Source organism: Algibacter amylolyticus, from assembly GCF_014202225.1.
In the GTDB taxonomy this organism is placed as follows: domain Bacteria; phylum Bacteroidota; class Bacteroidia; order Flavobacteriales; family Flavobacteriaceae; genus Algibacter_B; species Algibacter_B amylolyticus.
The window spans coordinates 63,323-77,339 of sequence record NZ_JACHGE010000008.1; the positions used below are offsets into that span (position 1 = coordinate 63,323).

Genomic DNA, 14,017 nt, shown 5'->3' on the forward strand with positions numbered 1-14,017 from the left:
ATGAAACCAATTCTTTTTCTTAGTCTCATTGCTTTTTCAATAATGGGTTGCAAAGAAACGTCGTTAAGTAAACCTGTAAATGATGTTGCTAAGCAAGTGCAGGCTATTGTTATAGATAGTGTTGAAGTGCTAAAAAAAGAATTGGTTCTTAATGGTAATAAAGGCCAATGGTTTTACAATGATAAACCGTATAATGGCTATTCTTTAAAGTATCATTCTAATGGCGTTTTAGAAGAAAAATGGGGCTTTTTTAATGGGAAAAGAGAAGGTATTGCTAAACGCTGGACTAAAAATGGAATCCTTCAATTAGAGTCTTATTATAAAAATAATAGGCTAGAAGGGGTTTATAAAACATGGTGGGAAAACGGTGTTGTTTCGGGTGAAGCCTTTTACGAAAATGGTGTTAAGCAGGGTGTAGAAAGAAAATGGTTTGCAACCGAGCAACTAAATAAATTAAGGCATTTTGTTGATGGCAAAGAACACGGTTTTCAAAAAGCGTGGTTAGCTAACGGTAAATTATATGTTAACTATGAAGCCAAAAATGGTCGAATTTTTGGTTTAAGTAGAGCGAATTCGTGTGTTAGATTAGAGGATGAAGTCGTTATTAGAAAAAAATAATATTATGAAATATCTATATATTGTAGTGTTGCTAATTTTTACAGCTTGTAAAAAGGACATTAAAAAAGAAACGGTTAAAGTTGTTGAACATAGCAGAGTAGATTATTTGCCGTATTATAACGACGAAACTTTTACGCCACATTGGTTAACCCCAAATACCGAAGAAGAGAAAGCGTTTCATAAAATTCCAGGTTTTTCATTAACAAATCAATTAGGAGAAACGGTTACTCAAAAAACGTTCGAGAATAAAATATATATAACCGATTTCTTTTTTACCACCTGTCCTGGTATTTGTCCTAAAATGACCGGTAATATGGCAAAAATTCAAGAAGAATTTAAAAATGATAAGGATGTTCTATTACTGTCACATTCGGTAATGCCAAGTACAGATTCAGTTTCTGTGTTAAAAGCCTATGCTAAAAATAATAATGTTATAGCTAATAAATGGCATTTAGTAACAGGAAGTCGGCATGATATTTATACCCTTGGTAGAGATCATTATTTTGTTGAAAGTGATTTAGGAGAAGAAAAAAGTATTGAAGATTTTTTGCATACCGAGAACTTTTTATTGATTGATAAGAATAAGCATATTCGTGGTATATATAATGGGTTGAATCGCGCTTCTATGGCGCAATTAATTATAGACATCAAGGCATTAAAAAAAGAATCTTGATTGGTTAATAGCAATTGTTTTGATGTTAAGCTTTGTGATTTATTCATGAAGCTTTTTTACTTTTATAGAAATTCGAAATTATGAAGCGTATTGTACTATTACTTTTAGGTGTTGTTGTGTTCTTTTCCTGCGGAAAAAAGGAAACATTTAAACCAAGAGATATTTCTACAGTTGAAATTGAAATACTTTTACAAGATTCTTTATTGAATGTTAGGGCAATTGAGGTTTCAGAGGTGTCTTTTTATGCAACTTCCAATGGCAGAATAGGGCCAATAATTGAAGATTATGAAATATCTTTAGGTGATTTGAATGAGGTGTTTTATAATAATGAAAGTAATAATGTTAAAGATTCAGTTTATTTAAATTATAGGTCAATAGCATTGACTAAAGAGAATGTTTTTGCTTTCAATGTTGGCTCTCCAGCCGTTTTAGTAAAAATAGAAAATGATACAACTCACAATATTGTCTACCAAGAAAACCATCCCAAAGCATTCTATGACTCTATGGAGTTCTGGAACGACCAAGAAGGTATAGCTATAGGAGATTCTACCGATGGCTGTTTAAGTGCAATTATAACTAGAGATGGTGGTAGCACCTGGAAAAAACTATCCTGTAATGATTTACCCAATGGCATCGAAAACGAAGGTGCTTTTGCAGCAAGCGATACTAATATTGCTATTGTAGGCAACAACACCTGGGTAGCTACAACAGCTGGTCGTGTTTATTATTCTCCAGATAAAGGTGAAACATGGCGTGTTTACAATACACCAATAGTTAAGGATAGAGAAACAGAGGGTATTTATTCAATTGATTTTTACGATGCGTTAAACGGATTCGCTATTGGTGGCGACTATACCAAGCCATTTAATAATGCTGCTAATAAAATAAGAACTCAAGATGGTGGTAAAACATGGAAACTTGTATCTCCAAATCAAAATCCAGGATACAGAAGCTGTGTGCAGTATATCCCGAATGGTAACGGAAAAGAATTAGTAGCTGTGGGGTTTAAGGGTATCGATTATACTAATGATTCCGGCGACTCCTGGAAACATTTAAGCGACGAAGGGTTTTATACCATTCGTTTTCTAAATGATTCGGTGGCGTATGCTGCTGGGGCAGGCAGAATTTCTAAACTAGTGTTTAAGTAAAACGTATTATCTTCTCTTTTAGGTTTTTAATCTTTCTTTCAAATGTTTTTGGTTGTAATAACATCATTAACAAGGTGGCTGTTTTTAATTTTTTTTTGGTGTTTTTTTTATTTTAATAATCAGAATCTTACATTAAAAAGACCATTTATTTCCGATATCGATATTTTATTCATGTTTTTTTTGTTAAAATTCAAATAAAATTTTTTAAACGTCAATATTACGTTAACCCCTTTATTTGTAGGCTTTTCTAATTTTTATTCCGTGTTAAATACTTGTAATACGCTCAATTATAAGTGATTGTTGATAAAATTTATTTGGATTATAAGTTTCAATTACTATATATTTGCATAACAAACGTATTAAGTACGTTTAATAAAATATACTAAACTAAACATTGAAATTATGAAATCACCACATCAAAACAAGGAGCTAAATCTGTCTGCTTCTGTTTTTAATTCAAGACAATCAAAATGTAACAAAACGCGCTTTATTCAATTAGTATGTTTGTGTGTTCTGTTTTTAGGATTTAATACAGTTACTGCTCAAGATGAAAATAACAACGACGATTACAAGGCGTTTACTGCAGGAGCACATATAAAAAACATGCATTTATGGCATGGTTTTGTAGTGCACCCAGGGGCTATGTTAGCAACTAACTTAGAGTATAACTCTAGAGATAAAAAATTCACATTTGGTTTATGGGGAGGAGCTAGTTTAACAACTGTAGATGTTGTAAATAAAAATACTGGCGAAAACGTAGGGGCTCACTACCAAGAGTTTTCATTATATACTAAATACCGTTTCTCTGACAGGTTTTTTATAGAGGCGGTTACACATAATAACTATACAGGTGTTGAAGAACGTGGCGATGTATTGCATTACTGGAGTTATGATAAAACACAAGGCTACAACTTTGTAGATCTTAACTTTGGGTATAACATTTCACCTAATACATTATTATATTTTGCTACTATTCTTAGTGGTGGCTCGGGCGATTACGAAGTGCAAGAAGATGGTTCTTTAGAGGATTCATGGACACATTACTTTGAGGTTACAAGTAAAGTTTGGGAAAAACAAGACGCTAACTTATCTTTATTTGTAGGTGGAGCTTGGTCCTTTGTAACCGATAAAACATTTTATACAGAAGGTGCAGGAAACCTTATTAATGTAGGTGCTACTTACGGTGATAAAATTAAAATAGGCAATCATAAATTACCAATAGGTGTTACAGCAATGTGGAACCCAGAAAAAGAAAAAACTGTACTTCAAGTAGATATAACCATTTTTTAGTACTTTAAAGAATATAAAATAAACTATTAACTAAATTAAGATATAAAACCATTTATTATGAAAACAAAAAACATGACATCCGTTTTAAGGCAAATTGTTAAACCATTATTTGTTTTAACCTTATTATTTAATCTTTCAAGCTGTGTAGATCAAGGAGCATCCACTCAAGCAGATGTAAATAGTGCCGAAGATACTAGCGCAAAAGTAGAAAGCGCAATAGATTTAACTGGGAAAAAAATAGGGTATGCTACGCCGTCTTTAAACGCACCGTATTACCAAGCCCTTTTGCAAAGTATTAAAGCAAGTACCGAAAAAAATGGTATGGTGTTTTTATCTGCCGATGGACAAGATGATATTAATAAGCAAGTTGCAGCAGTAGAGGATTTAATTACTAAAGGTGTTGATGCTTTATTATTAAATCCAAAAGATCCTGATGCCTTAGTAGGTGTAACAAAAGTGGCTAAGGCTGCTGGTATTCCAGTTTTTATTATCGATAGTTCTATTAATCCTTCTGCAGATTACGTAACAACTATTCAGTCTAATAATTTAGCAAATGGTGAGTTAGCAGGCGAGTGGTTAGTTAAAAAAATGGGAAACACTAAAATGAACATTGCTTTATTAAGTGGTAATGCTGGAAACCCTGTAGGAAGAACTAGAAAACAAGGACTCTTACAAGGTATAACGGAAGAACAATTAAGAACCCAAGGTAAAATTGATTTAAACGTTAAAACGCAAGCATATACAGAGTGGTCTTACGCAGGTGGTTTAAAAGCTATGGAAGATATACTAGTAGCACATCCAGATATTAATGTTGTTATTACAGAATCTGATGTGTGTGTATTAGGTGCTATAAAAGCAATAAAACAGGCAGGTAAAACGGATGATATTTTAATTGTTGCTGGTGCCGACGGACAAAAAGAAGCTATTAAGTACATTATGGATACCGATTTTTACGGATGTACTGCAATGAACAGTCCGGTGCAAATTGGAAAAAATGCCGTAGAGTATGCTATTCAATACATGAATGGAAAAAGAGATTTCAAGAAAACGTCATTTACAGCGCCATTATTAATTACAAAAGAGAATGCTGCTAAGTATTACGATCCTAAAGCCTTGTTTTAATCTTTAAAATTCAGTTTTATGAAAACTTCAGATAGTGAATACAGATTAGAAATGACCGGAATATCAAAAAGTTTTGGGGTGGTTTCGGTTCTTGAAAATGTAAACCTTAAAGTAAAGCCTGGAGAAATTCATGCTTTACTAGGGGAAAACGGAGCAGGGAAATCTACGTTAATCAAAATTTTAAGTGGTGTACACCAAAAGGATTCTGGGAAAGTGATTTTAGATGGTGAAGAAATTAGCCCTAAAAATACTCACGATGGTCAGGTTTTAGGCATTAGTGTTGTGTTTCAAGAGTTATCCTTAGTAAACGATTTGTCAGTAGCCGAAAATATCTATTTGCACAAATTAGGGTCTAGTAAGTTTTGGATGAACTGGAAAGAGATCACTAAAAATGCTCAAGATTTAATTGATTCATTAGGGTTTGATATTGATGCTTCTGCTCGAGTTAGAGATTTAAGTATTGTTCAAAAACAAGTGGTAGAAATTGCTAAAGCATTATCAGAGGACACCAAGGTTTTAGTATTGGATGAGCCAACTACGGTTTTCGACCCAACAGATACTAAAAAGTTATTTGACAACCTTTTTAAACTTAGAGATAAAGGAATTTCTATTATTTATATATCGCATCACTTAGATGAGATTTTTAAAATTGCAGATTCTGTAACTGTGCTTAGAGATGGTGTAGATACAGGAAGTATGGCTGTAAAAGATACAGATACAGACGGTGTAATTCGCTTAATGATTGGAAGAGAATTAAAAGATTTATATCCAACTCGCGATGTTGAAATTGGTGAGGTTCCTGTTTTTGAAGTTAAAAATTTAACGGCTAAAGATACCTTAGTTCATGATGTGTCATTTTCGGTACGTCCGGGAGAAGTTTTAGGAATTGCAGGTTTAGGAGGAAGTGGAAGAACGGAAACAGCTAAATTAATTTTTGGAGCTCATAAAAAGAAATCTGGAACTTTAATTTTAAACGGAAAGGAAATAAAAACCAATACGCCAGTGTGCGCAGTTGGTCACCAAATAGGATTTGTTTCCGAGGATAGAAAAGAAGATGGTGTGTTTTTACCATTATCGATTAGACGCAATATTAGCGTCACCAATTTTTCTGGTATTTCTGGTAAATTAGGGTTTATAAATGTAGCGAATGAATATAAAAATGTTTTAGAATTAATTGAGAAGTTAAACATTAAAACACCAAGTTCTGAAGTTGACGTTAAAAACCTAAGTGGAGGAAACCAACAAAAAGTAGCTTTAGCTAAATGGTTAAGTATTGATAGTAAAGTTATTTTTATTGACGAGCCAACTCGTGGAGTCGATGTTGGTGCTAAAATTGAAATTTACAACCTAATTAACGAAGTTGCCAAAAAAGGAGTTGGTGTGGTAGTAATTTCATCGGATATGCCTGAAATTATGGGTATTTCAGATCGCATCTTAGTTATGCATGAAGGTACATTCTACGGAGAATTATCAAAAGAAGAATTTTCTGAAGAAAACATTTTACGCTATTCTATTGGCGAAAAACTTAAACAAGTAGTCTAACAAAGCTATAACAAAAAACAAAAATAACAATGGCATTAACAATAAAACAACAACTAAGTAGCCCGGGTGGTTTACTTAAGTTTCTCGTAAAACATAATACAATTTTCATTTTCATATTGCTGTTAATATTTTCAGCATTAATTTCCGATGTGTTTTTTACATCAACAAACCTTTCAAATTTATTAAAACAAGTATCTGGTATAGGTATTATTAGTATTGGTATGTTGCTTGTAATTCTAACAGGTGGTATCGATTTATCTGTGGGTTCCATGGTTGCATTATTAGCAGTAACCTTTGCTATATTGGTTAATGTAGTAGTACTTCCACTGGCCATAATATTAACTATTATTATTGGTTTTGGTTTAGGGAGCGTCTCGGGTTATCTCGTGGCATATCAAAAAATGGCACCGTTTGTAGCAACTTTGGCCTTAATGACAATTGCTAGAGGCTTAGGGTTTATTTCCTCTAAAGGATCTCCAATAACCTTTAAAACTCCAGGTGGCGAATTCATGTCTAATTTTGCAAATAATTCAACTTTAGCTGTTCCAAATATTGCCATTGTATTCTTTTTAATTGTCATTTTAGCTATGGTTTTGCTTCGCTACAATGTATTTGGAAGATTAATTATTGCTATTGGAAGTAACGAAGAAGCATCTCGTTTATCTGGTATAAAAGTTAATAAATATAAATTTCTAGTTTATGCAATTTCTGGAGCTTTAGCAGCAACAGCAGCCGTAATTGTAGCTTCTAGAACCAACTTAGGATCTCCTAATATGGGTATGGCTTGGGAGCTAGATGCTATTGCAGCAGTTGTAATTGGTGGTGCAAGTTTAAATGGCGGAAAAGGTACAGCTATAAACACATTAATGGGGGTGCTTATTTTGGGTTTAATTGGTAATATTTTAAATCTTTTAAATGTGCCATCATATCCACAACAAGTAGTTAAAGGGGCAATTATCATTTTTGCAGTGTTACTTCAACGTTTCGATAGCAAATAAAAAAAAGAAATAATGACAACTTATAAATTAAATAACTTAAACTTAGAAAAGTTTAAGGAGGTAGCAGCTATTCCTAATTATAACAGGGATGCCATAAAAACAGGGATTGTACATGTTGGTATTGGAGGGTTTCATAGAGCCCATGAAGCCTTGTACACAGATGATTTGTTACATGATAAAACAGTAAAGGATTGGGGGATTTGTGGAGTGGCATTGTTAGATTTTGATACTAAAATTTACAACACTTTAAAAGCTCAAGATGGATTGTATACTTTGGTTGTAAAAGAGTTAGATGGGACACTTTCTAGACGTGTTATAGGTTCTATTGTTGAGGTATTATATGCGCCAGAAAACCCAATAAAAGTTATTGAAAAAATGGCAAGTCCAGAGGTTAAAATAGTATCCCTAACTATTACCGAAGGAGGTTATAATTATAACGAGGCTACTGGCGAATTCAATTTTGAAAACCCATTAATTCAATATGATTTAGAGCATTCGAAATCTCCAAAAACTATATTTGGTTATTTAACGCAAGCATTAAAATTGCGTAAAGAAAATGGTTTAAAAGGAATTACTATTCAGTCTTGCGACAACATTCAAGGTAATGGAGACATGACCAAGAAAATGCTAATGAGCTATATTAATGTTGCTGAACCAGAATTGGTAACTTGGGTAGCATCTAACGTATCGTTCCCTAATGCTATGGTAGATAGAATTACACCAGCAACGAGTCCTATTGATATTTCAAACCTAAAAGAAACAACGGGAATTGACGATGCGTGGCCTGTAGTTTGCGAGCCATTTAAGCAATGGGTAATCGAAGATGATTTTATTTCAGGACGACCAGCCTGGGAAAACGTAGGAGCACAATTTGTAAAAGATGTTGAGCCTTTTGAAAAAATGAAACTTCAATTACTTAACGCGGGACATTCTGTTTTAGGGATATTAGGCGCTTTAATGGGGTATGATACCATTGATGAAGTAGCTAATAATCCTATTATTAATAGCTTTTTACGGGCTTATATGAGACATGAGGTTGCACCCGTGCTTAGTGATTTAAATGGTGTCGATTTAGAAGCTTATGAAGCCTCGTTGTTAGAGCGTTTCGGGAACATTTATATTAAAGATCAAATAGATAGAATTTGTAGTGAAAGTTCGGCTAAATTCCCGATTTTCGTATTGCCAACTATAAATTCTCAGTTAAAGGAAAACGGGCATATAGAGCATGCTGCTTTTGTGGTTGCAGCTTGGGCTATTTATAGTTTAGGACAAGATGAAAACGGTAAAGCCTTATTGATTAAGGATGCTATTAAAGCAGAATTAAACGAAAAAGCTATCGCTTCAAAAAATAATCCTGTTGCTTTTTTAGAAATTGAATCTGTTTTTGGAAAACTAAAAGATTCTAAACTTTTTGTTGAAACGTATACTAAAGCCTATCAAGGTATCTGTAGTAAAGGTGTTGAAAATTGCGTTTTAGAAATTAATGCAAACATGTTAAACTATAATTAAAATGGCAAATATAACTTGTTTTGGAGAGGTGTTATGGGATGTTTTTCCAACCCATAAAAAAATAGGAGGAGCGCCATTAAATGTTGCTGCCAGATTACAGGATTTTAATAATACTGTTTCAATGGTTAGTCGTGTGGGGAAGGATAAAAAAGGACGTAAAATTTTAAAGTTTTTAAAGGGTAAAGGTGTTAATACAGATGGTGTTCAAATAGATGAAATCTTTAAAACAGGAAAAGTAAAAGTTACGTTGGATGTTGAAGGGTCAGCATCATACGATATTATGTTCCCTAGAGCGTGGGATAAAATAGAGCTTACAGATCAAGTAATTTCAATTGTTGAGAATGCTGATGCTTTTGTTTTTGGAAGTTTAGTAGCTCGCGATGTAATCTCCAGAGAAACACTGTATGTGCTTTTAAAGTTGGCAAAATATAAAATTTTCGATGTTAATTTAAGAGCTCCTCATTACACTATGGATGTATTGTGGTATTTAATAAATCAGGCCGATTTTGTAAAGTTTAATGATGATGAGATTCTAGAAATAGGAAGCAATTTAGGTTCTAAGGCGCAATCTTTAGAAGAAATTATAGCCTTTATTGCTCAAGAAACAAATGCTAAAACTATTTGTGTAACCAAAGGAGGTAATGGTGCTATTTTGTATTATCAAGATGCCTTTTATTACAATAGTGGTTATAAAGTAAATGTGGTAGATACCGTTGGTGCAGGCGATTCTTTTTTAGCTTCAATAATAACACAATTGTTAAATAAAACAGAGCCGCAAGAAGCTTTGGATTTTGCTTGTGCTGTAGGTGCTATAGTAGCAAGTAGGGAAGGCGCTAATCCAGAAATTAAACAAGAAGATATTGATAAAATGGTTAATTCCTAAGAATTTGTTTTTTGTTAATAGTGTTAAAGGCTTCATGTAAATATTCATGAAGCCTTTTTCTTTTTTAGATTTACAGTAATTTGTCATTAAATTGTTTTACACTTTCCTTGATGGTGTGGTTTCTTAAATGATTTAAATAATGAAGATATTTGTTAGTAAACACAGGATTGCTGCTCAAATCGTTAAATACCGGTTCTATTTCTAAAAATTTAACTGGATTTAGTTGCGATAAAGCCGCCATTCTAATTAAAGTATTACTAATAGAATCGACAATATTATAGGCATAACCCAAATCGTTAATACCATCGTTATATTTACACCAAGCCGCAATAATAAAAGCGATGTGGTTAATTGAATTGTTTTCTGATAGTTGAATTTTTAAGGTGGATAGAATAAAAATCGGGATTTTGGCTGAACTTTCACTACAAATCCTAGACAGGCTATCGTTAATATTAGAGTTTTTAAACCTAGAAATTAATGTGCTTTTATACGCTTTGAAAGTCATGTTTTCGGCATCTACTAAAGTAGGTGCCACTTCTTGATGCATATAGGATTTTAAAAATTGAATAAAAACGTCGTCGTTTGCTGCTTCATGTACCGTTTTGTATCCGTGTAAAGTCCCTAATATCCCTAAAATACTGTGGCCAGCATTTAAAAGCTGAAGCTTCATGTTTTGATAGGGTTCAATGTTTTTAACAAACTGGACGCCTACTTTTTCCCAGTTGGGTTTGGTTTCAAAAAAATTATCTTCAATAACCCAATTTGTAAAGGGTTCGCAAACAACGGGCCATTGGTCTTCCACTAAAAAGTTGTTTTTTAGTGCATCAATATCTTTATGTTGGGTTGTTGGAGTAATCCTATCTACCATTGTATTGGGGAAGGTTGTATTGGTTTTTAGCCAAGGTAAAAGTTCAGGTTCGTTTTTTTCAACGTAGTTTAAAAACGAATGTTTCATGGTGTCGCCGTTGTTTTTAATATTGTCGCACGACAGAATAGTACAACCACTTATACCACGAAGTTTTCTTAATTTGAAGGCTTGTGTTAAATATCCAAATACCGTTTTAGGATTAAAAGGGTTCACAACTTCTTCTGCTACCGAGGGATGTTTTTGGTTAAACTCGCCTGTAATTTCATTTAAATGATACCCGTCTTCAGCAATGGTAAACGATATTATTTTAATATCTGGGTTTGCTAAACGTTCTATAACAGCCATTGGGTTTTCGGGGCCAAAAAAATATTCTACAATAGATCCAATAATTTTGGGTTTCTGAAAGCCTGTTGGGCTTTTGGTTATTAAAGTGTAAAGGCCGTCTTGATCTTTTAAAACATTATATGTTTTTCTATCGGAATCCAAAAGGTCAATACCGCAAATACCAAAGTTAAACGCTTGATGTTTTTCTATTAACTCATTAATATAAAAAGCTTGATGAGCACGATGAAAATTACTAACGCCAATATGAGCTATACTTGTTGTTATTTGATCGCGGTCAAATAATGGAATGGATGCATTTTCCTTTATAGCATCAAGGTTTTCCATTTTTAAATATAAAGAATTTGGCATTTTATAATGGTGTTACTAGCGTTGTTTTAATTTCTTTTTAAATTTACATAAAAAATTAATGAATTGCATTGAAATTTTATGGTTTCATTGTATATTAACAGTGTGTAAGTTGAATTTTAATGCCCTCTTTTTTTAAGCATAAATGGATTTTAGGAAGCGAGATAATGTATCGGTAGATTGTGTGATTTTTGGTTTGGATACCGATGGTTTAAACATCTTATTACACAAACGTACGCTTAATATGTATAATGATAATTACCCTGTAATTGACGATTGGGTTATTTGTGGAGGTCGCGTATACATAAGTAAAACTTTAGAGGCTTCGGCTAATATAATTTTTCAAAGTAGTACAGGATATAATGTTTTTAATAGAACTCAGTTTCGTACGTACGGTAATCCTTCGCGAATAAAATCGGATAAAGATTTGCTATGGGTGCGTAGTCATGGTGTTAAAACGCAGTCTATGACTATTGCATATTACTTTACTCAGCCTAAAGATTGTATTACGGTTAATGAAAAGCATTTTAAATGGTTTCCTATTAAGGGGTTACCTGAGTTAGGTTTTGATCATAGCAAGATTATTAAAGATGCTCATGAAGACCTCATGAAAAAAATTATGGTAGAGCCTATAATTTTTAATTTAATGCCAGATAAATTTACCTTAAATGAATTGCAATTTGCTTTTGAATCTATTTTAGATATTGAGCTAGATAATCGTAATTTTAGGAAGAAGGTATTAAAGAAAATATATATCGTTCCGCTGAATGAAACTAAAAAAGGTAATGCTAAAAAGCCATCTAAATTATATGTGTTTAGCAGAGAGGTTTATAATAAGGTTACCGAAAAGGACTTTATCGTTAATGTGTAAAAAAAAAGAGGAACATTAATGATCCTCTTTTTTACGTTTTTTATATTCTTCTAACATTTTCCTTTTAAAATCGTCTTCAGCTATTTTTAAAAGTATTATTTTTTTTGGCGATAATATTTTGGTTAGCTGTTTCGAAAATTCCATTCTGGCGTTGTGTTTATCTACTTCAGTCTTTTCAAGTCGCGCTAATAGCGCATTAGCCTTTTTATCGTTTAGCGTATCTAAGCTTTCTCTTATTTCTTTACGTATTTCTCTAGATTCAATATATCTAATAGCATAATGTTGCTTTTCATATTCGTTATAAATAGGCCAAAATTGTTGCGCTTCTTGTTCAGTCAAATCGAGTTTTTCGGTAATAAAGGATACCTTTAATGATTTTATTCGTTCTCTGTTTTTATGTTGGGCTGATATGTGCAAGGACATAAACAGCACCACTATAAGTATTATTTTTTTCATTTTCTTTTTTTTTAATCTAAAATTAATGTCTCGATATCGGCATTATTTAATAGGTATTCTTCAATATTATCTTCATTAAAATTAAAGTCAATAATAATATCTTCATCAATTTGCTTGTCGCTAAATAGAGCGGCAATTTCATAGGTGCTAATGCTTTCGTCTTCTAAATAATTTTCAACGGTTTCAATATCTAAATTATCAAAAGTAGGCTTACTATCAAAAATAGATAGGTTGAATAGTAATAAAATAGCGGCAGCAATACTCGATACGTAAATTATGTTTGTTTTGCTAAACAAAGGTATAACTTTAGGTTTCTCTTCGCTTAGAGCCTTATTTAATACGCGCTCGTTAAGTGATTCAAAATAGTTGTCTGGTACTTTAAATCCAGGTGTATTGACACTGTCTAGAACAGATTCAGTATTTAATTTACTGAAAATTTTTTCTTCAACAGAATCAAAATAATCATCAGGTGTTTTAAAACCTGTAGATTTAATATTATGTAATTCTTTATTTTTCATTTTCTTTTTATTACTACTTATAAGACTAAATTAAAACGGAAAGGTTTAATTTTGAGTTAAGTAGGCTTCAATTTTTTTTACTGCTATATGGTATGACGCTTTTAAGGCGCCTTCGCTTGTTTCTAATATTTCAGACATATCCTTATATTTTAAATCTTCAAAATATTTCATATTAAAAACCAATTGTTGCTTTTCTGGTAAAGTTGCAATGGCTTTTTGAAGTTTAAGTTGAATGGCGTCTCCCTCAAAATAAACATCAGAAGTTAGGTTGTTAATTGCAAGTTGCTGAACTTCTTCATTACTTATCTTTAATCGGTTAGCTTTTTTATTTAAGAAGGTAATAGATTCGTTAGTTGCAATACGATACATCCATGAGAATAATTTACTATCACCTTTAAAATTATCGATGTTTTTAAAGATTTTTATGAAGGTATTTTGAAGTACATCATCTGCATCGTCATGCGATTTAACAATACCGCGTATATGCCAATATAAGCGCTCTTTGTAAAGTTCTAATAGAACTTTAAAGGCTTTGTTTTTATGGGTTTTAGATTTTAATTGTTCTAATAGTTGTGCTTCTTCAATCACAAATATGGTTTAAATATTGGACTATGAAATATACAAAAAGTTTAATCTGAATATTAAAATTTTTCACGAACATCTAATGTGTTGATTTTTAGCTGTTTGACTTTATTTTTATCGACGAACTGTTGTTAATAATCGATAAAATACATTTTTTTCTTGTAAAATCTATTTATCTGTTCTATATTTGTATCAGAAACCTACTTATGTTGTTAGTCGTCCCCAAGTCTAACAAAAACTAAAAAAGGA

14 protein-coding genes are annotated in these 14,017 nt (G+C 32.4%); 10 read left to right on the forward strand and 4 right to left on the reverse strand.

Annotated features, from left to right (window positions below; all coding sequences use genetic code 11):
* From HNQ90_RS13995 to HNQ90_RS14035, 9 genes are all read left to right on the forward strand, one after another.
* Complete coding sequence (locus HNQ90_RS13995; RefSeq protein WP_144117875.1) at nt 1–618, forward strand: toxin-antitoxin system YwqK family antitoxin; 618 nt, start codon at nt 1–3, stop codon at nt 616–618.
* Between the two features lie 4 nt (nt 619–622).
* Nucleotides 623–1,291, forward strand: coding sequence for an SCO family protein (locus HNQ90_RS14000; protein WP_241678400.1), 669 nt, complete (start codon nt 623–625; stop codon nt 1,289–1,291).
* Nucleotides 1,292–1,371: 80 nt separating this feature from the next.
* Nucleotides 1,372–2,439 (forward strand): WD40/YVTN/BNR-like repeat-containing protein, encoded by a 1,068-nt coding sequence (locus HNQ90_RS14005; protein ID WP_144117873.1) that lies wholly within the window; start codon nt 1,372–1,374, stop codon nt 2,437–2,439.
* Between the two features lie 402 nt (nt 2,440–2,841).
* Nucleotides 2,842–3,729, forward strand: a complete 888-nt coding sequence (locus HNQ90_RS14010) for a hypothetical protein (protein WP_144117872.1) — start codon at nt 2,842–2,844, stop codon at nt 3,727–3,729.
* 57 nt (nt 3,730–3,786) lie between these two features.
* Nucleotides 3,787–4,851: a substrate-binding domain-containing protein gene (locus HNQ90_RS14015; RefSeq protein ID WP_144117871.1), complete on the forward strand. Its 1,065-nt coding sequence runs from the start codon at nt 3,787–3,789 to the stop codon at nt 4,849–4,851.
* An 18-nt stretch (nt 4,852–4,869) separates the two neighbouring features.
* Nucleotides 4,870–6,393, forward strand: a complete 1,524-nt coding sequence (locus HNQ90_RS14020; protein WP_144117870.1) for a sugar ABC transporter ATP-binding protein — start codon at nt 4,870–4,872, stop codon at nt 6,391–6,393.
* Between the two features lie 29 nt (nt 6,394–6,422).
* On the forward strand, nt 6,423–7,391 hold the full coding sequence (locus HNQ90_RS14025) for an ABC transporter permease (RefSeq protein ID WP_144117869.1): 969 nt from the start codon (nt 6,423–6,425) through the stop codon (nt 7,389–7,391).
* A 12-nt stretch (nt 7,392–7,403) separates the two neighbouring features.
* Nucleotides 7,404–8,900, forward strand: coding sequence for a mannitol dehydrogenase family protein (locus HNQ90_RS14030; protein WP_144117868.1), 1,497 nt, complete (start codon nt 7,404–7,406; stop codon nt 8,898–8,900).
* A gap of 1 nt (nt 8,901) precedes the next feature.
* Nucleotides 8,902–9,783 carry a carbohydrate kinase family protein gene (locus tag HNQ90_RS14035; RefSeq protein ID WP_144117867.1) on the forward strand — a complete coding sequence of 294 codons (882 nt, stop codon included), beginning with the start codon at nt 8,902–8,904 and terminating at the stop codon, nt 9,781–9,783.
* Nucleotides 9,784–9,853: 70 nt separating this feature from the next.
* Here HNQ90_RS14035 and HNQ90_RS14040 read toward each other — a convergent pair whose 3' ends face one another.
* Nucleotides 9,854–11,344 (reverse strand): mannitol dehydrogenase family protein, encoded by a 1,491-nt coding sequence (locus HNQ90_RS14040; RefSeq protein WP_144117866.1) that lies wholly within the window; start codon nt 11,342–11,344, stop codon nt 9,854–9,856.
* Between the two features lie 142 nt (nt 11,345–11,486).
* Here HNQ90_RS14040 and HNQ90_RS14045 point away from each other — a divergent pair, with 142 nt between their 5' ends.
* Nucleotides 11,487–12,212 carry an NUDIX hydrolase gene (locus HNQ90_RS14045; RefSeq protein ID WP_144117865.1) on the forward strand — a complete coding sequence of 242 codons (726 nt, stop codon included), beginning with the start codon at nt 11,487–11,489 and terminating at the stop codon, nt 12,210–12,212.
* 15 nt (nt 12,213–12,227) lie between these two features.
* On the opposite strand, the gene HNQ90_RS14050 is transcribed toward HNQ90_RS14045, so the two are convergent.
* The 3 genes from HNQ90_RS14050 to HNQ90_RS14060 are packed head-to-tail and all read right to left on the reverse strand — an operon-like array spanning nt 12,228 to nt 13,774.
* A complete protein-coding gene (locus HNQ90_RS14050; protein ID WP_144117864.1) occupies nt 12,228–12,668 on the reverse strand; it encodes a Spy/CpxP family protein refolding chaperone in 441 nt (146 codons plus the stop codon).
* 11 nt (nt 12,669–12,679) lie between these two features.
* Nucleotides 12,680–13,186, reverse strand: a complete 507-nt coding sequence (locus tag HNQ90_RS14055) for a hypothetical protein (RefSeq protein WP_144117863.1) — start codon at nt 13,184–13,186, stop codon at nt 12,680–12,682.
* Between the two features lie 45 nt (nt 13,187–13,231).
* Entirely contained in the window at nt 13,232–13,774 is a 543-nt protein-coding gene (locus HNQ90_RS14060) for an RNA polymerase sigma factor (RefSeq protein WP_144117862.1), read from the reverse strand.
* Nucleotides 13,775–14,017 lie beyond the last annotated feature (243 nt).